The organism is Lelliottia sp. (assembly GCF_045627565.1).
GTDB lineage: Bacteria > Pseudomonadota > Gammaproteobacteria > Enterobacterales > Enterobacteriaceae > Enterobacter.
This window is the reverse complement of record NZ_JAZQNX010000005.1, coordinates 153,338-171,501: the sequence shown is the minus strand read 5'-3', so window position 1 is coordinate 171,501 and position 18,164 is coordinate 153,338. Positions and strand designations below refer to the sequence as shown.

General features: G+C 53.2%; 19 protein-coding genes. 6 read left to right on the top strand and 13 right to left on the bottom strand.

Translation table 11 applies throughout. The features are described 5' to 3' along the window. Positions 1-3: 3 nt before the first annotated feature. Entirely contained in the window at positions 4-438 is a 435-nt protein-coding gene (locus tag ACKI5T_RS03320) for a DMT family transporter (protein WP_133630920.1), read from the bottom strand. Positions 439-536: 98 nt separating this feature from the next. On the opposite strand from ACKI5T_RS03320, the gene ACKI5T_RS03315 reads away from it, so the two are divergent. Both ACKI5T_RS03315 and ACKI5T_RS03310 read left to right on the top strand, forming a co-directional pair. Continuing rightward, the gene (locus ACKI5T_RS03315; protein WP_407435520.1) at positions 537-1,490 is read left to right on the top strand and encodes a LysR family transcriptional regulator; all 954 of its coding nucleotides are present in this window, start codon (positions 537-539) and stop codon (positions 1,488-1,490) included. Positions 1,491-1,610: 120 nt separating this feature from the next. After that, positions 1,611-2,150 carry a DUF2058 domain-containing protein gene (locus ACKI5T_RS03310; protein WP_012016496.1) on the top strand — a complete coding sequence of 180 codons (540 nt, stop codon included), beginning with the start codon at positions 1,611-1,613 and terminating at the stop codon, positions 2,148-2,150. Between the two features lie 114 nt (positions 2,151-2,264). Here the strand turns inward: ACKI5T_RS03310 and ACKI5T_RS03305 are convergent, their stop codons facing one another. Next, positions 2,265-2,963, bottom strand: coding sequence for an RluA family pseudouridine synthase (locus ACKI5T_RS03305; RefSeq protein WP_407435518.1), 699 nt, complete (start codon positions 2,961-2,963; stop codon positions 2,265-2,267). Positions 2,964-3,170: 207 nt separating this feature from the next. Between ACKI5T_RS03305 and ACKI5T_RS03300 the strand changes: the two genes are divergently transcribed. Beyond that, complete coding sequence (locus ACKI5T_RS03300; protein WP_012016498.1) at positions 3,171-3,656, top strand: cold-shock protein; 486 nt, start codon at positions 3,171-3,173, stop codon at positions 3,654-3,656. 82 nt (positions 3,657-3,738) lie between these two features. Here ACKI5T_RS03300 and ACKI5T_RS03295 read toward each other — a convergent pair whose 3' ends face one another. From ACKI5T_RS03295 to ACKI5T_RS03260, 8 genes are all read right to left on the bottom strand, one after another. Continuing rightward, positions 3,739-4,197, bottom strand: a complete 459-nt coding sequence (locus tag ACKI5T_RS03295; protein ID WP_407435516.1) for a hypothetical protein — start codon at positions 4,195-4,197, stop codon at positions 3,739-3,741. Positions 4,198-4,570: 373 nt separating this feature from the next. Next, a complete protein-coding gene (locus ACKI5T_RS03290; protein ID WP_407435514.1) occupies positions 4,571-6,568 on the bottom strand; it encodes a TonB-dependent receptor domain-containing protein in 1,998 nt (665 codons plus the stop codon). Positions 6,569-6,578: 10 nt separating this feature from the next. Continuing rightward, entirely contained in the window at positions 6,579-7,637 is a 1,059-nt protein-coding gene (locus ACKI5T_RS03285) for a YncE family protein (RefSeq protein ID WP_407435512.1), read from the bottom strand. Between the two features lie 197 nt (positions 7,638-7,834). Beyond that, entirely contained in the window at positions 7,835-8,539 is a 705-nt protein-coding gene (locus ACKI5T_RS03280) for an ABC transporter ATP-binding protein (protein WP_407435510.1), read from the bottom strand. Continuing rightward, positions 8,526-9,362 carry an ABC transporter ATP-binding protein gene (locus ACKI5T_RS03275; protein ID WP_407435508.1) on the bottom strand — a complete coding sequence of 279 codons (837 nt, stop codon included), beginning with the start codon at positions 9,360-9,362 and terminating at the stop codon, positions 8,526-8,528. The genes ACKI5T_RS03280 and ACKI5T_RS03275 overlap by 14 nt, the downstream gene beginning before the upstream one ends. After that, positions 9,355-10,188 (bottom strand): ABC transporter permease, encoded by an 834-nt coding sequence (locus tag ACKI5T_RS03270; RefSeq protein ID WP_012016504.1) that lies wholly within the window; start codon positions 10,186-10,188, stop codon positions 9,355-9,357. The genes ACKI5T_RS03275 and ACKI5T_RS03270 overlap by 8 nt, the downstream gene beginning before the upstream one ends. Then, a complete protein-coding gene (locus ACKI5T_RS03265) occupies positions 10,188-11,210 on the bottom strand; it encodes an ABC transporter permease (RefSeq protein ID WP_012016505.1) in 1,023 nt (340 codons plus the stop codon). Before ACKI5T_RS03265 ends, ACKI5T_RS03270 begins: the two co-directional genes overlap by 1 nt. A gap of 438 nt (positions 11,211-11,648) precedes the next feature. Further along, complete coding sequence (locus tag ACKI5T_RS03260) at positions 11,649-13,217, bottom strand: ABC transporter substrate-binding protein (protein ID WP_407435505.1); 1,569 nt, start codon at positions 13,215-13,217, stop codon at positions 11,649-11,651. Between the two features lie 213 nt (positions 13,218-13,430). Here ACKI5T_RS03260 and ACKI5T_RS03255 point away from each other — a divergent pair, with 213 nt between their 5' ends. Both ACKI5T_RS03255 and ACKI5T_RS03250 read left to right on the top strand, forming a co-directional pair. Continuing rightward, positions 13,431-14,126 carry a GNAT family N-acetyltransferase gene (locus tag ACKI5T_RS03255; protein WP_012016507.1) on the top strand — a complete coding sequence of 232 codons (696 nt, stop codon included), beginning with the start codon at positions 13,431-13,433 and terminating at the stop codon, positions 14,124-14,126. An 80-nt stretch (positions 14,127-14,206) separates the two neighbouring features. Continuing rightward, complete coding sequence (locus tag ACKI5T_RS03250) at positions 14,207-14,845, top strand: tetratricopeptide repeat protein (RefSeq protein ID WP_407435503.1); 639 nt, start codon at positions 14,207-14,209, stop codon at positions 14,843-14,845. A 43-nt stretch (positions 14,846-14,888) separates the two neighbouring features. Here the strand turns inward: ACKI5T_RS03250 and ACKI5T_RS03245 are convergent, their stop codons facing one another. Next, on the bottom strand, positions 14,889-16,367 hold the full coding sequence (locus ACKI5T_RS03245; RefSeq protein ID WP_407435501.1) for a PLP-dependent aminotransferase family protein: 1,479 nt from the start codon (positions 16,365-16,367) through the stop codon (positions 14,889-14,891). A gap of 103 nt (positions 16,368-16,470) precedes the next feature. On the opposite strand from ACKI5T_RS03245, the gene ACKI5T_RS03240 reads away from it, so the two are divergent. Next, the gene (locus tag ACKI5T_RS03240) at positions 16,471-16,929 is read left to right on the top strand and encodes a GNAT family N-acetyltransferase (RefSeq protein WP_407435499.1); all 459 of its coding nucleotides are present in this window, start codon (positions 16,471-16,473) and stop codon (positions 16,927-16,929) included. Between the two features lie 92 nt (positions 16,930-17,021). Here ACKI5T_RS03240 and ACKI5T_RS03235 read toward each other — a convergent pair whose 3' ends face one another. Together ACKI5T_RS03235 and ACKI5T_RS03230 are read right to left on the bottom strand one after the other, a co-directional pair. Then, a complete protein-coding gene (locus ACKI5T_RS03235) occupies positions 17,022-17,540 on the bottom strand; it encodes a ClbS/DfsB family four-helix bundle protein (RefSeq protein ID WP_407435497.1) in 519 nt (172 codons plus the stop codon). 6 nt (positions 17,541-17,546) lie between these two features. Next, positions 17,547-18,071 carry a hypothetical protein gene (locus tag ACKI5T_RS03230; protein WP_407435495.1) on the bottom strand — a complete coding sequence of 175 codons (525 nt, stop codon included), beginning with the start codon at positions 18,069-18,071 and terminating at the stop codon, positions 17,547-17,549. Between the last annotated feature and the right edge of the window lie 93 nt (positions 18,072-18,164).

Sequence of the window (18,164 nt, the reverse complement as noted above, 5' to 3'; positions counted from 1 at the left end):
ACGTTATCCCTGAGCCACGAGAACCAGCGCCGCGATGATAAACATCAATGCGATGATGCGTTTACTGTCAATTTTACGGTGCGGCGTTCCCAGCAGCCCGAAGTGATCGATAATCAGGCTCTTAAACACCTGACCAGCCAGAACGCCAATCATGGTCATCGCCACGCCGATCGCGGGTGTGGCGACGGTCAGAATGATGACGTAGACCGGGCCGAGCACGCCGCCCAAAAGTTGCCACGAAGGCTGGGCGAAAAATGACGGGCTGTTGCGCGGGCTGAAAAACAGCATCAGCAGAAAGGTCAGCGCAGCACCGACGCCAAAGACGCTGAACGTCGCCCACAAATCACCGACTTCACCGCCCAGCGGCCCCAGCAAGCCCGCTTCTACAGACAGCCCCATGCCGCCCGCGATCACCATTAGAATTAATACCAGTTGCATAACACACCGTCCCACGTTGTCGAGCCGGGAAGACTACGGCGAAACATCCTTGAGAAAAATGCCATAATGCGATAAACACCTGTGCAGGAAATGCATCAATGTACGATTTCGCCAACATCAGTATCCGCTGGCTGCGCTTTTTTATTGACGTGTATGAGACGCAGAATTTTTCTGTGGTGGCGCGGCGCGAAGGGATTTCAGCGTCTCAGGTGTCGCGCGTTATCCATCAGCTTGAAGATGCGATCGGCCAGCAGCTTTTCTATCGCAATACCCGCGCGGTCATGCCGACTGAAAGTGGTCATCTCTTTGTCCGCTATGCGCGAACCGTGACGGGGAGTCTGGAGGATGCGCGGCGGGAACTCGACGAACGCACGCGTGAGCCATCCGGGGTGATCCGCATGAATGCGCCGGTGTTTTTTGGGCAGCGGCACGTCGCCCCCTGGCTGCCCGCGTTGGCAGAGCGCTATCCCCGACTGAACCTGGATTTGACGCTGACGGACGATTATATCGATCCGCACAAGGATGCTGCCGACGTGATCTTTCGCATCGGCGAGCTGACTGATTCCTCCTTCCACGCGCGTATTTTCGGCCAGCAGTTTTACCATCTGGCTGCGTCACCGGCGTATGTGCAAAAGCATGGCGCACCTGAAGGGCCCGCTGATTTGGCCCGGCATCAATGCCTTGTCTACCGTGGCTCTTCCGGCCCAAACCGTTGGCTGGCGCGTCAACCGGGCGGGGCGTGGGTGCATTATCCGGTCACGCCGCGGTTGTCTTCCAATAATGCGGAAACGCTGCTTATCGCGGCGCTCGGGGGAATGGGCATCGTTCTTTTCCCGGACTGGTTGATTGGCGAGCGGTTACAGCGCGGTGAGCTGGTGGCGTTGCTGCCGGAGATAGAAACTTCCATTAAGACGGAGCCGCAGAGTATTGCCGCAATTTATCCCCATACCCGCCACCCGCCGTTGAACGTCAGGGCGGCGATTGATTACTTCGTTGAAGCGTTCGGGATGCCGCTTTACTGGCAATCCGATGTCGGAAAAAACAGAGCGTAACGACCGCCATTCGTGCCCGGCGTTCCGAAAGCCGCTGCGCGCGCGGGTCCTGTAAAGTGGTACAGTCTCCAGAATTGCAGGTATAATCCCACTCATTATTCATCAGGTTTAGAAGCGAAAATGACAAAACTTACCTTACAAGAGCAGATGCTAAAAGCGGGTCTCGTGAGCAGCAAAAAAATGGCCAAAGTCCAGCGAACGGCGAAAAAGTCTCGCGTTCAGGCCCGTGAGGCAAGAGAGGCGGTGGAAGAGAATAAAAAGTCACAGCTTGAGCGTGATAAGCAGCTGAGCGAACAGCAAAAACTGGCTGTGTTATCGAAAGAATATAAAGCTCAGGTTAAACAGCTTATTGAAATGAATAAAATTACCGATTCAAAAGGTGATATTGGTTTTAACTTCACCGACGGTAATTTAATTAAAAAAGTGTTTGTTGATAAGACCACTCAGGCGCAGTTGATCAGCGGCCGCCTGGCGATTGCGCGTCTGGCAACGGATAAAAATGGCGAGAGCGAATATGCCATTATTCCTGCGGTTGTGGCCGATAAAATTGCCCAGCGCGATGCAAACAGCATTGTTTTAAACAGTGCGCTGAGTCAGGAAGAGCAGGATGAGGACGATCCGTATGCTGACTTTAAAGTGCCTGACGATTTGATGTGGTAAGCCGCGTTTATTGATTAAACGCATCACATCTTCAGCCCGCGACAAACACATTCCTGCCTGTTCTGAACACGGCGCCGAATGGCTTTCGGCGCATCGTCATTCTTCTCTTCGCGTTTAAAACGGACTGGCATTTTGCGCTTTGATGATCTCTTCGCTGATGGGATGAACAAAGTGCAACTCGCTAGCGTGCAGCATCAGCCGTGGCGTCTTTTCGGTCCCTGGCCGTAGCAGACCGCCGTATAGATCGCAGCCCAGAATAGGGTGGCCCAACTGCTGACAGTGAATGCGCAGTTGATGGGTACGGCCTGTTTCTGGGGTCAGCTCAACCCGCGTCAGCGGCAGTTTCGTCCCGTCTTCCCCTACACGATAAAAACGCTCGATCACCCGATAGCGCGAGCGAGCGGGCTTGCCGGTGATGGCACAAATCGACATCAACGGGAACAGCGCCGGATCTTTGGCTATTGGCGCGTCGATCACGCCTTCATTGTTCTCAAGATGCCCGCAGAGCAGGGCGCTGTATATTTTGGTCACCGTACGCTGGCTGAACTGCTGGCAAAGTGCGGCATTGATCGTCTTGTTGCGGGCGATCACCATTAACCCGGACGTGCCGAAATCCAGCCGATGGATAAGCGTGCAGCCAGGAAAGGTTTTTACCAGCCGATAATGCACGGAGTCGAGATTTTGCGGATTCTTCCCCGAAAGGCTCAACAGCCCGCTGGGTTTATTGATAATCACCAGGTGCTCGTCCTGATAGAGAATCTCTATCGTGTCATGGCACGGCGGGGCGATAAAGGTATCGAGAATGGTAGACATCGGGCTGCCCGGATGGCGAGTGGGAGCGGATCATAACCATTTTTCAGCCGACTGGCGAATCGAACGGCCGCCTTCAGGATATCGCTATCCCCTCGCGCAGCAGAAAATTATTGTCCACACTTAACCCAAAGGCGTGGTCTGCGCGGGCATTGTGCTTTAAACTGCGCGCTGCAAAAATTGAGATGATGAACGATTAATTAGGCGGTAATGGCGATGAACGGAACAATCACAACCTGGTTTGAAGACAAAGGTTTTGGATTTATCAAAGATGAAAACGGAGATAACCGTTATTTTCATGTGATCAAGGTCGCCAACCCAGAGCTCATCAAAAAAGATGCCGCCGTGACGTTTGAACCGACGACCAATAACAAAGGGCTGTCTGCGTTCGCGGTGAAAGTCCTTCCCGAAAGCAAATACATTTATATTGCGGGCGAGAAAATCAAGCTCACGTCCATCAAGTCCTTCGTGGTTTACAGCGAAGAAGTGCCTGTTGAAACCCGCATTGATAAAGAGAATGCCGTGCTGTCAGTGGGTATACTGATGAGCAGCATCAGCCCGAAATCTGCCGCCGCTAAACCTGGCGAAATGCGCTCGCTGAAAAAGCTGGCGATCACCACCTTCCAGGGCTCGACGCTCATTTTCACCGCCGATGAGATAGACATCGAAGCCACGGTAAAAATGCTCAAGATCTAATATTCTTCAGACCGACCCAGTGCCGAAATCCTGCTAACGCGTGCAGAATTTCGGCACCGCTGATTGAACGTTGGGGTGGCTATCAGGCCGCCTGCGTGACAGAAGACTCCCTCACAAACTCCGCCAGCAGCCAGACCATATCATGCAGCAATCCTGTTAACGTTTTCTCTACGCTTGCAGAAAGTGTTCCCCCTTGAATAGCCTGTGTGAGCGCCTGAGCGTTCTCCACCTGTGTAGCGGTGTTCTGCCAGCAGTCTGGCGCGCAGGAGTCGATTTTTTCGCCTTCGAGCAAATGCTTTACCAGATAGGGCGAGAGATCGCTGTCGCAGAGCGAATGCAGCTGACCAAGCGCATCCAGCAAACGCCCGCACAGCGCACGGCGTGTTTCGGTATCGTCGGTTTCAACCAGTACGCTCGCAAACGCGGTGCAGGCATCCGCAATTTGCAATGAATCGGCGGAGGCGGGAAGCGACAGCGCAAGCAATTGGTGAGTAAAACTGTCAGCGGATTGTGAAGTAGGCAAAGTTGGGATAATCGCCATGTGGTTTTCCTTTTGAGTAAATATCTCCTGACCACCACACGAGTTACGACGCTCAGGGATGGTAGCGCTGACGGAGGTAGGAATACCGTACACGATAAAAACGGCCAGCTTTTCGGCTGCTCCACCAGCGCCGCCATGATCTTAATGGGACACGCGCTGTTGCGACAAACATTGTCGTATCGTGAAGTCTGGGTTCCTACACCCGATTGCGGATGTGCCGCAATGCACGCACTTTACGACCCTGAAATGGCAAAGAAAAGTCATTACACGCGCTAACTTTTTGGTTTGCGAGGCGTCTTCCAGAATCTTGCGCGATTGAGCCTTTTAAGCGGGGAAAGAGGATACCGGAGCCTGATGGCTCCGGTGGATGAGGTTAGAACTCGTAGCGAGCGCCAAGGTTATAACGACGGCCTTCCAGCATGGCTGACTGGTTGTAAGTGGTGGTGTATACCGGGTTTGCATCGAACAGGTTGTTAATCCCGGTCATCAGCGTGATGTTCTTATTCAGGTGGTAGCGAGCGCCCAGATCCCCCAGCGCATAAGCTTCTGTCGACGTGGATTTGCCAATGTCTGGCGAATTGCTGCGCCAGCTCGATTTGGTCCACAACTCCAGATCATTCAGCACATTCCAGGTCAGCGACACGTTAGCCATGCTGGTTGGGAAATCACTCAGCGCATAGCCTTTGTAATCACCGCTTTTCTGCTCGCTATGCGTGTAGGTGTAGTTGGCGTTGGCTCTCAGAGAGGCGGTCACCTGCCAGTCGCCGTTAAGCTCAATACCATAGATTTCCGCATCGCTGACGTTAAAGTACTGATAAACGCTCTCTGCGGTGTAACCGTTGTATACGCATTTCTGCGTGGCCGTCTGGGTACAGATGGTGTAGTCGCTGATTTTGTCCTTAAACTTGGTGTAGAAAAGGGTCGCATCCAGCGCCAGCGCGTCCTGTTGCCAGTAAACGCCCACCTCGGTGTTCACGCTCTGCTCTGGCTTCAGATCGTCATTCCCGATGCTGATTTCAGAATAGGGATAGCTGCCATAAACGCTGGTAAAGCCTTCGTTATTTTGACGTAAATCCGGTTTCTTATAGCCAGCAGACACGCCGCCTTTCAGCGCCCAGCTTTCGTCGATTGTCCAGTTGCCATAGAGTTTTGGCGTGACGTGGTAGCCAAAATAGCTGTCGTGATCCAGACGTGCGGAGGTGGTCAACGTGAAGTCTGGCACTATCATCCACGCATCTTCAGCAAACACCGCCCAACCATCGCGGGTGATTTTACTGACCGGCGTGACGCCTGGCGCTTCTTTATCCTCGATGCCAAAGGTGTCATCCAGTTCATTGCGCGTCCAGTTCGCGCCAAGCGTCAGCTTGTGATCGCCCAGCGAGAAGGTATTCGCGCTGTTAGCTTCAAAGTTACGCTGCTTGATAAACTGAGAGCTCATTCCCGGCACGCGATATTCCGTTTTGGCTTTTTCGTAGCTGATGTAGTTCTTCACTTCCAGCAGGTCGTCGCCATACCACGCATGCTGAGAAAGTGACGCTGCATCACGGTCGAAGCCCCAATACCATTCTTTATTGTTATGTGATTTTTCCTGATTACCCTTTGTGATGTTCAGATCCCAGAGTTGGGTATCGGTTGGTGACATGGCGATTGTCGCATCCAGATTTCCGGCTTCATGCTTCACAAAGCGTTGATCCGACTGACTGTCATCGTCACGGCGATCCAGATAATCCGCGGCCACGCTGACGCCGAGCTTACCTGGGATAATCGGCCCCATTAAGAAGGCATTGGTCTGGTTGGTGTTGCCGTATTCGCTCTTTTCCTGCAGGAAATAGTTATTTTCCAGCACCCCGGTCCAGTTCTCGAGGCTATAGGCTTTTTTGGTGATGACGTTGACCACCCCGCCGATGGAGTCAGAACCATACAGAGAAGACATCGGCCCACGGATCACTTCGATGCGCTCGATGGCCGCTATTGGCGGCATAAAAGCTGCTTCAGTCCCAATATGGTGCCCGTAAGGGCGCGATTCGCGGGTGGCTTGTTTAATGCCGTTAACCATGTACGACGTGTAGGTGGAATCCATGCCGCGCATCTGTACATCACCGGTTGCCAGGCTTCCGTGGCCATTGCCGACCAGCACGCCCGGCATCTCACGAATCGCTTCCGTCACGTTCTGATTCGAGCGGGTATTGAGTTCCTTTTCATTGACGACAGAAATGGTTGCCGGGGCTTCGCGGCGTTCCTGGCTGAAACCGGTCGCGGTGACCACAATCTGATCTTCATTGAGTGGTGCGGTCTCTGCTGCATAAACAGCGGCCGGGGAGGTGGTCAGGGCGAGCGCAACCGCCACCGCCGTGCGTGTCTGAATCATCACAACAGAATCCTTAGAATTGGGTTAAATCAATCTTGAGCACGTAGTCCGCTTCTTTGGCTTTTTCGTCCTGTTTAACGCTCACATACAGCGTGCTGGCGTCGGCAGAAAGCACCAGGCTGTTCGGCATTGCGGCGGTTTTAATGGTGTGCTTCACGGCATAGCTGTTCGCGTCGATAATGCTTATCTGGTGCGCGTTGCGGTGGGTAACGTAGATCTCGTTGCGCGCAGGGTGATAAACCACGGCGATGGAGTTCGGCGAAGGGATACGGTGGATAAGCTTGCCGGAATCCAGTTCGACAACCAGCACATCCGCGGTGTTGGTGTCGGCGATATAGCCCACACCTTTGGACGTGTTCAGGGCAATATTCAGGAAGTAATGTTCAGGGTCAGCAGGATCGACCTTCACGCGTTTGAGGGTTTTTGACGTTTTTCCGTCGAGCGTGATCAGCTCGCCAGTTCCGGTGACCACGTACACTTTGTCACCCGCTTCATCCACCGCAAAGCCGACGGGCTCTAGCTTTTCAATTGTCTGTGCAAGCGCTTGTTTTTGCGTATCGACAACCCATAACAGGCCTTTGTTCTTGCTGCCGATTCCGGAGACGTACAGGCGGTGATGTTTTTTATCCAGCACCACTTCGCGAACGTGCGCTTGTCGATCTGGGTTTGAGTCATCACTTAGCTGAATGATTTTGATCACTTTGTTGGTGCGGGTATCAAGCAGGGTGACTGACCCTTCCATCGCGTTACCGAGATACAGAATGTGGTTTGCTTCATCCAGGGCGACGGCAAAAGTGCGGCGTTCAGTCGCGATTTTTTGATCGATCTTCAGGGAATCGGCATTCAGACGGAAAACCAGACCGGCCTTTTTGTCTGCTTCGAAAGAGGGCGCAGACGCCGCGTACAGCGCCTTTTGCGCATTATCATACGCCAGTTCGTAAACGCCATGCCCCAGCGACTGCGACTGAAAATCCTTATCGGTGAATTGCCTGGCAAATACAGCGCCTGAGTGGATTGCCATAGAAATGGCCAGCGCACAGTAGGTGGTTTTTTTTAGCGTTGAGGTCATCATGTCATTTTTCTTTACAGTTGCTTACGTAACGAAAAATGATAATGAAAATGTATATCATTTACAATTGTAAATAGTTATCAAATTACCTACCAGTTTTTGACTTGTGATCGGCAACAGGTTTTAGGAACACGGGAAATGTGATTGAGGGGGAGGAAAAGAGCCGGGCTGTTGAACCTGCCCGGCTCGAAGGCAAAGCGTTAGCCCATGCGATGTTCACCGTTAAGCATGGCCTGGCGGTCAAACACCCGCTGAATTTGCCCGTGCGCCATAAACGCGGCACGGTCGGACATATGCGCGATCACGTCCGCATCATGGCTCACCAGCAAATAGGTCATGTCATGCTGCTGTTTCAGACGGTTGAGTAAATTGAGAATCTCCGCCTGCACCGACATATCCAGCGCTGACGTGGGCTCATCCAGCAGCAAAAGTTGCGGGCGAAGGAGCAGCGCGCGGGCGATGGCTACGCGCTGGCGTTGGCCGCCGGAGAGCTGATGCGGATAGCGTTTCGCTGCATCTGCCGCAAGCCCGACCTGCTCTAATGCCTCGGCCACTTTTTCCACAATCTGCGTTTCGCCGTGGATTTTTAACGGTTCCGAAAGCGTGCGCGAAATCGTATGGTTTGGATGCAGCGACGCCCACGGGTCCTGAAACACCATCTGCACGTTGCGACGCAGCGCGCCTGTAAAACGGGCTTCGGGCTTCAGGTTTTCGCCCAGTAGCCGGAGATTGCCGCTCCACTGGCGCTGCAACCCGGCGAGCACGCGAAGCAGGGTGGATTTGCCGCAGCCGGATTCACCGATCAGGCTAAACGTTTCGCCTTTTTCGATGGTAAAACTCGCTGCGGACACTGCCGTTTTCTCGCCAAACGCGACCTGTAACTGACTGACTTCAACGAGCGCCATTTTTCGACTCCTCCCATGGCTGAGTGCGATCCAGCGTGGGCAACATTTGCCCGTAGGTACTCGCATCGGGCCGACAGGTCCACAGCGTGCGGGTATACGGGTGTGTAGCCTGAGAAAGGCGATTTGCCGCCATTTCATCGACTTTTTCACCCTGATACATCACCAGCACCCGGTCGCAATGTTCCGCCACCAGCGGCAAATCGTGGCTGATCAGCAGCATGGCCATCTGGCGCTGTTCACACTGTTGCACCAGCAGCTCAAGGATTTGATTGCGCAGCCGCGCATCAAGCGCAGAGGTCGGCTCATCGGCAATCAGCACCCGCGGATTATTCATCAGCGCAATGGCGATCATAACGCGCTGGCCCATGCCGCCTGATAATTCCCCAGGGTAACGGGCCAATACCGCATCGTTTAGCCCGACGGCGTGGATCATCTCGCGAACGCGTTCTGCCCGCGCTTTACGCGACAAAGATTGATGCAGCGTGAGTGCTTCTTCCAGCTGTGCCGCAACGTTTTTTACCGGATTGAGCGCGTAGCGCGGATCCTGAAGCACCATCGCAATGCCATTGCCGCGCAGCGCCTGCCAGCGGCGGTTATTCAGGGTCAGGAGATCGTTGCCCAGCACGTTAAGTTGGCGAGCGCTCACCACGCCGGGTTGGCGCACCAGACCCATTAGCGCACGGGCGGACATGGATTTTCCCGAACCGGATTCGCCGACCAGCGCCAGCCGTTCGTTGCCCAACGTAAAGCTCAAATTGTTGACCACGCGCGCGGCGGGGTAGTCGATATTCAGCGCCTCGACGATGACGCGGGGTTCAGTCATGATGCGGCTCCAGTATGTCGCGCAGGCCATCGCCCAATAAATTAAACGCCAGGCTGGCGAACAGAATCGCCCCGCCCGGAATGGCGGCAATCCACCACTGATCGAAAATCACCTGCATTCCGTCGGCGATCATTGCTCCCCATTCGGCCATCGGCGGACGCGCGCCCAAGCCGAGGAAACCCAGCCCGGCGGCAGCCAAAATAATCCCCGCCAGATCGAGCGCCAGACGCACAATCGCAGAAGGTAAACACAGCGGCAGAATGTGCCCGAGCAATAATCTCCCGCCGCGAATCCCCATCATCTCGGCGGCAGCCAGATAATCGCTGTGGCGCAAACGCTGGATTTCACTCCGCGCCTGACGCGCATACGCCGGCCAGGTCGTGAGCGCTAACGCCAGCGCGCCATTCACCAGGCCGGGGCCGAGCATGGCGACGAACGCAAAAGCCAGAATCAGGCGCGGCATCGACATCACCACGTCGGTAAAGCGCATCAGCACGCGTTCTACCCAGCCGCCGTAATAGCCGGACATAATCCCGATAAGCAATCCGGCGGGCAGGGTGATAACGGTGACCAACGCGACAAGACCCAGCGCCGGGCGACTGCCGTAAATCAGGCGAGAAAGCAGATCGCGCCCGTAGCTGTCGGTGCCCAGCCAGTGGGCGCTGTTCGGTGCTTGCAGACGCGAAGCCGCATCCTGCCAGTTGGGATCGAGCGGTGCGAGCCACGGCGCGAACAGGGCGATAAAAACTAAAATCGCGATAGCAATAAGCCCGCAAAACGCAGCGGGAGAGCGGCGCAGGCGGCGCAAGAAAAGATAAAACGGCATTAGCGCACCCTGGGATCGGTTGCCCGCACGAGCAGGTCAGTGAGGTTATTAATCAGCACAAAGCACACGCCAATCACCAGCGTTCCGCCCATGATGGCGGTGGTATCGCCCGCGAACAGCGCGGTGGTGAGATAGCGGCCAATACCCGGCCAGGAGAAGACCGTTTCGGTCAGCACTGCGCCCTCCAGCATGCTGGTGTACGACAGCGCAATCACGGTGAACAGGGTGCTGCGTATATTTGGCAATACATGGCGCAACAGAATGGTCATCTCCCCGGCACCTTTGGCGCGCGCCAGCAGGATGTACTCTTTATTCATTTCGCTCAAACATGCCGAGCGCGTGAGGCGGGTGATGCTTGCCAGTGAATAATAGGCCAGCAGCAGCACCGGCAGCACCAGATGGCTGACCGCGTTTTTGAACGCCGCGCTGTCACCCGACAGCCACGTATCAATCAGCGCAAACCCGGTGCGCGGCTCGACGGTATATTGCCAGATATCATCCAGCCTGCCGGGTCCAGCGCTCCATTGCAGATTTGCGTAAAACAGCGCCAGCATCAGCAGACCGAGCCAGAAAATAGGCACCGAGTTGCCGAGTAGCGTCAGCGTGCGAATAGCTAAATCGAGCGGCGAACCTGCAAAGCGCGCGCACAGAACGCCCGCGATCACGCCGAGAACGGAACCGATAATCAGCGCCAGCGTGGCAAGCTCCAGTGTGGCAGGGAAAGCGTGAAGCAGATCCTGCAACACCGGCTGTCCGGTCGCGCTGGCAATGCCTAAATCGCCGTGGGCAAGATTTTGCAGATAATGCCAGAACTGCACGGGCAGCGGCTGATCCAGCCCAAGCTGATGACGAACCTGATCGTACGTGGACTGACTGGCGTGATCCCCGACAATTTGTAAAACGCGATCGACGGGAGAAAACGCGGAGAGCGCAAAGGTGACGAGCAAAAGCCCGAGCAGCGTGAGGAGTAGGGTGACGAGACCTTGTAAAAAGCGCGTCACGCCGGAAGAAAGATGTGGCATAAAAACTCTTTATTCATTTTTAAAATATTCAGCAACTGTCAGGTCAAGGTTAATTAAGAAATGACCGCGATGACGGGGTCTGGCTGTAAATCGCTGAGTCGTTGGCTGTAGGCCGGGGCGACGCGCATGGATGCGCGGCGAGGGCGGATTTACAGGGACGTTACCTCCGCCTCCGAAAAGCCGGAAGACATAAGACGAGGTCACCGCGCAGCGGCGATTTTCTTGCCGGGAGCCGGGATGGCTAAGGGGGCGGCGATAAGCCCCCTTAGCACGTTCACAAGTACAGGTGTGACAAAGTAGCAAGGCTCGTCAGGTGAACGAAACGGCCAACAGCGCCGCATATTTCCCCTCACCCTAACCCTCTCCGCAAAGGGGCGAGGGGATCAAAACCGTCGCTGCATGTCTTCTGGTCCCCTCAGCAAGCTATTGCTGCTGCAATTATTTCGTCACCCGATCGTACCAAACCATATCCGCATTCAGCCCCTGCTGATAACCCTTCACGTTGTCGCGCACCACAATTTGGGTTTTGCCCTGATCGACAAACACGTACGGCGAATTATGCTGCAACTCCTGCTGCATTTTAGTGTACAAATCCAGACGTTTCGCCGGATCCGGTTCGGCGACCGCTGCCAGCGTGGCTTTGGTCAGCTCGGGGATCTTCCAGCCGTTTAGCCCTGCCACGGTGCTGGATTTCCCGTCGTTCCACGCAAAGGCGCTCGCGTTAGAGTGCGCATCGAAATAATCCGGGATCCACAGGCGAATCGCGGCCTGATGCTGCTTCGTGCGCACGCGCGCATAGACCTGGCTACCTGCGGCCGGGAGGAGATCCACTTTTACGCCACCCTGAGCAAAGCTCGCCTGCATCGACTGGGCGATGGTGATAAACGGCGGTTTGTTCTCCACATCCAGCGTGAAGTGCGCGTCTTTGATGCCCGCTTTGGCGAGGATTTCTTTCGCCTTGGCCGGATCGAATTTAAACGGGTTATCTTCCAGCGCGCCCGGCAGACCGACCGGCAGGAAGCTCTGATGGACAAAATATTGGCCCTTCAGCAGATTTTTAGTGATGCCTTCATAATCCACCAGCCAGCGCGAAGCTTCCCAGAACGCCGGATTATTCAGCAGCGGGTTGGCGCTATTGCCGGCGTTAAACACCAGATAGTTTTGCTCGGCTGACGGAATGCTCAGCACCTTCACACCCGCTTTACCTTCCAGTGCGCTGATTTGGTCAGCACCCAGATCGCGCGCCACGTCCGCATCGCCCTGCTGGATCAGCAGACGACGAGAGGCCGGATCCGGCACGTTTTTAATAATGATACTTTTCAGCTTCGGTGCGCCGCCAGGCGCCGTTTCGTTGGCCTCCAGCACGATGGCCTGATGCGGCTGGTAAACCTTCATCTTGAACGCGCCGCTGCCTGCAGAGTGCATTTTCAGCCATGCGTTGCCAAAGTCGTTGTCTTTCACATTCGCGGATACTTGCTTCTCATCCACGATCGAGGCGATCGGCGTGGAGAGGATATTCAGCGCCACCGCAGGGCTGACGTCCGCCGTCCAGTGCAGCGTGAGCGTATGGTCATCCACTTTTTTCAGCTGGCTGGCGATATTGCTCGGCTCCCAGCCCAGCACGTTCAGAATAAATGCCGGGGATTTGTTTAGCGTCACCGCGCGGGTATACGAGAAAATCACGTCTTCCGGGCGCAATGGGTTGCCGGAGGCAAATTTCGCGTCGGGTTTCAGCTTGATGGTGAGCGTTTTGGCAGCGGCATCTTCCTGCCAGCTTTCTGCCAGAATGGGGGTGATTTTTTCCGGATTATCGCGGTCTGGCTGAACCAGACGCTGGTAGAGGCTTGGCACCGTCTGAATACTCGAAAGCTCATTGGCTTCGGCGGGATCGAGGCTGACGATGTCATCAAGACCCTGTGCGACAACCAATGTATTTGGCGGAGTAGCGGCGTGGGCGGCAGCAGACAGCGCAGCCAGCACCAGTAACGGCAGCAATTTTTTCGTCATAGCGATCCCTGGAAAGTGATTTATTGTGATTGTTTTAGGCTCCGTTACGTTAGGCGCAGTCAGAAATTCCGCAAAGTTCAAATTCTGCTTTGCTTATGCCTGCACGGTATAAGGCATGCGTAATGGCTATTAAGCGTTGCGAACAAACAAACCCTTCCCGCCTGCTTTTTGTCCTGATATAACAAATGCATTACATATCAGGGAGTCACAGACGTGCCGGAAATCAATCAACATGGTCAAACCGTTAACGATATTGTCCCGGACTGGAAAGGGGCACAGCTTTTAACCCGCACGCCGCTCATCGGGCGATTCTGTCGGCTTGAACCGCTGGATGCCACGCTTCACGCCGCCGACCTTTTCGATGCCTATTCCATGGGCGATGACAGCGACTGGACGTGGCTTGCCAGCACCCAGCCTGAAAACGTGGAGGCGACGGCCCACTGGATTATCGGCAAAGTGATGGATGACGGGCTGGTACCTTATGCCGTGATGGATGTGAACTCAGAGCGGGCAGTGGGGCTGGTGAGTTACATGGCGATTGAACGAATGATGGGCTCGGTGGAGATCGGCCACGTCACCTGGTCGCGCAAAATGAAAAACACCGCGATGGGCACTGAAGCTGTCTGGCTTCTGCTGAAAAACGCCTTCGAGCATGATTATCGTCGGCTGGAGTGGAAATGTGATTCGATGAACGTTGCGTCACGCAACGCGGCAGAACGGCTCGGATTCGTCTGGGAAGGACGATTGCGGCAAAAACTGGTGCGTAAAGCGCGCAACCGCGACAGTGACATGCTTTCTATTATTGATGCCGAATGGCCGGAACGTGATGCGGAATTTCGCGCGTGGCTGGCGGCGGAGAACTTTGACGCAGAAGGGCGGCAGATAAAGCGTCTTGAGGATTTTCGTTAACGGTTATCCTGACAATGAGCGACGCTCGCTATCACCTTAGAATGCCCGAAGGCACGATCCCAAGAAGAGAGAAACAAAAAGTGAAAAACACCCGTTTTCCCTGGCGAGTTGCCTGCGCCGTCGTGATGTTATGGAGCGCAGCGGCCAGTGCCGCTAACCCTCATTTCCCCGCGTGTAACGATATTCAGCAAACCACTGAAAAGGCGAATCGCGGTAATAAAGTCGCGCAGCACGATTTGGCCAACTGTTACTACAACGGCATTGGCGTCGGTATTGATGCAACCAAAGCTGTATCCTGGTTTACCAAAGCCGCCCAGCAGGGCTATGCGCCAGCGCAGTATGCGTTGAGCGAACGCTACCGATACGGTCATGGTGTTGAAAAAAACGAGCAGCAATCGTTTGAATGGATGAAGCGCGCAGCCGAACAAAACTATTTGTACGCGCAAACCAGTATTGCCACTAAATATGCGATGGGTGAAGGCGTCACGAAAGACCCGGTACAGGCGGCGAGCTGGACTCGCAAAGCGGCGGATCAAGGCAGCCCGGGCGATCAAAAGTTACTGGGTTTTCTTTACGAAAACGGTAGCGGTGTGCCGCAAGATAATGAGCAGGCGCGTTACTGGTATGAAAAAGCCGCCAGCCAGCAGGCTGATCCTTCCGAAGCCCGCAGTGCTCAGCGGTATCTCGAGGCTTTGAACAAACGGTTAGCGCAGAAGTAGAAAACAGGCCCGCGGCGCTCTGGTGTCGTGGGCATATATGATTTTACCGCGTCATTGTTTGAGCCAGTTTTTTTATACCGTCAACTATTTCTGAGGGGGTATGCGCTGCAAAACCGAACAGAATAGCCTGCTTCGTGGGCTTTGTTTGGCAGTACCGCGAAAGAGGTTGTGCGCCTAAACCGGCTTTACGGCATTGATCGATCATGTACGATTCCTGAATCCCATCGGCTAACCAACATACGATGTGAATGCCTGAATCGAAAGGTTCGGCGAGAGTGATTTCTGGTAAGTAAAACTGTATGGCTTCGATCATTACGCGCTGTCGTTCATGACAGGCTTTTCTTACCCGTCTGACGTGACGCGCGTAATGTCCTTCGGAAATAAATGCGGCAAGTATCATTTGTTCCAAATAAGGGGTACGCGTATCGCCGTAATATTTGGCGATTTTAAATGACTCCACGAGACTCTCGGGTATCACTAAAAAACCTAAATGAAATCCGGGGAACATCATTTTAGAAAAGGAGCCGGCATATATTACCCGCTGTTGTTTATCCAGTCCTTGAAGGGCTTGTATGGGTTGAGCGGTATATCTGAATTCACTGTTATAATCATCTTCAAAAATCCACATCTTATTTTCTGAAGCCCAGTCAAGCAGCGCAATTCTTCTGGATAAACTTAATGTGCCGCCAAGAGGAAATTGATGAGAGGGCGACGTGAAAATCATTTTTGCCTGTGGCCAGTGCTTTATCGCATACGAAATATCCATACCCTTGTTATCACTGATGACAGGGCGGACTGTGGCCCCCATGGACGTAAATGCGCCTAACGCCCCGTCGTAACCCGGCTCATCCAGCCACACTTCGTCGCCTCTTTGTAAAAGGACGTGCGCCGTAAGATTTATCGCCTGCTGGGTGCCATTAACGATAAGAATCTGCTCGTCAGAGCAATGCAAACCTCGCGTTGCGCGGACGTATTCGCCAATCGCGGCTCTTAAGGGTTTATATCCCAGGGCTTCATGGAGTTTGCCATCCTGATGACGAAACTGACGCCAGATGCGCCCTAACATGCGTCCCCAAAGCTCATAGGGAAATAAATCGACACAGCCGATACCAATATTAAACGTCATATTGTTCCCGGAGAGCGGCGCGGTTTTCTCCCATATTTTTGTCAGTGCATCCCGGTCGGGATGAATAGTGGGCACACTATTTTCGGGGCTGGTGTCCTGGTCAGGAGCGGTGGCTTTAATGTGAATCACATCATCAGGAACAGTTGAGGTGACAAAGGTTCCTGAGCCGTGTTTGGTCGTGAGATAACCTTCATCGATAAGGCGATCGACACCGGCTATCACCGAGTTTCTGGAAATTGACATCATCTCAGAGAAGGTTCTGCTGGAGGGGAGTTTAGTGCCCCCCTTCAGTTGACCATTGAGAATCAGTTCTTTAATCGTCAAATAAAACTGCTCTTTGATTTTTCCTTTTTTAAGTATTAAGCCGGGAAAGCTCACAACGCTTTTTTTGTTCACAAAGTGGATCCCTAAAAAAATCAAAAAGTGTGTCTTATATGATACCACTAAGGGGCGTACTCTTTCACCATCAAGATTGATAAGGTTCTATAAGGTGATTGATATGACGGATGAAAATTTAAAAATCTCTGTGGCCCCCGCTCAAGAGGACGATTATGTAAAGTGGCTACCTTACTGGGTGAAGTATCAGCAATTTTATGAGGTCCAGTTGCCTGAAGAGACGACCTCTGAAACCTGGAAGCGCTTTTTTGATGCCGATAAAGACATGCATTGTGCGGTGGCGAAAAAAGGGCAAACCGTTCTTGGGTTTGTTCACTACGTTTTTCATGGCTCAACTTGGTCTGTAAATGACTTTTGTTATTTAGAGGATTTATTTGTCGCTGAAAATAGCCGGGGGAATAATATCGGCAAACAGCTGATTGAATATGTCCAACAAAAAGCCAAAGAGCGCGATTGTGGGCGGTTATATTGGCATACGCAGGAGAAAAACGTGACGGCGCAGAGGCTGTATAACTGGGTGGCAGAAAAACCAGGTGTTATTGAATATAGACTGCCGCTCTAAAGTTAACGCTCGCGAGTAATGAATAGGCTTTTCGGTGAGGGGATTTCCGCACCGAAAAGTAAAAGCCCGCGTAGACAGATCTGTGCGGGCTTTTACTTTAGACTGAACTGATTATTTTTGGCCCACTGTCTTATTCTTGCATTCGCATTGGCATACGGTGATGACGTATTAAAAGAGATCATGCGTCCCATCGTCCATTTCGTATACCAGGGTTTACCATAAAGAATATCGTCCGAGCGTTCATCAATCAGTCTCACTATATTTTCTTTTGCTGATTCGAGTTCAGTGAGTAACGCGTGATAATTTAATTCTTTATAATCCGCATAAAATTTTTGCGCCAGAAGGCCCAGTTGATTCCACTTAAATCCGGTTTCCGGGAAATCAACGGGCAACCCTTTTTCGTCAGAAGTGATCCACTTCACCACCAGATGGTTCCAGCCGAGCAGATAAGAAACCAGATCGCGAACACTCATCTGCGTGCCTTTCGCATGCCCATCCATGGCATTATCCAACGTCATCTCTTCAGGGATGGTGTTGAGATAGCCCATTAATTTACTGAAATTTTTATCAATCGCTGAACGTAATTCAGCCTTTGTTTGCGGCACAGTCACAAAGCATTACCTCGCGCGTAGCGCGTCCTGCTTACCTGGATTACATTGCTCGTGAGTTCCAGGAAGATAAAATTTCCCCGCTTTATCCGGCGCTGTTCCTCCAGGGCAACCTGAACGGCCAGGGGTGTTATCGGCGCTGCCTCCGTCTGAACCATTCCCACCGTCAGCCCCGTTTCTGCCGTCTCCGCCATTCCCACCATATGCGGCACTGACTGAAAAGCTAAACAGCATGAAAGCACAGAGAAATATACGTTTGATCATGATTCTGACTCCAGTATTGAGCAGTACGATTCCAGGAAATCTGGGGGGAGCGGCCGAATTACTCACCCACAAACCATTGAACGCCTTTAAAAGCCCTGTGTAAACTCCGGTTTTTGGCTGTTTTTCGAAGAGACAATGATTACCGATTTGAATAATCAACATATGCGCCTGGAATATTACCGATGTAAGGAAAATATATTTCACTTTATATTCGAGCCGCTTCGCAATTATTAACATTCGCCAATAATACGACACTGTGGATTTATCCATGGCGTTATAATAGAGACGGCAACGTTAATCGTGAGAACGACAAAGTATGGCTGAGTCACAAGCAGACACGCGCCACGTTCCGACAGAGAGGCC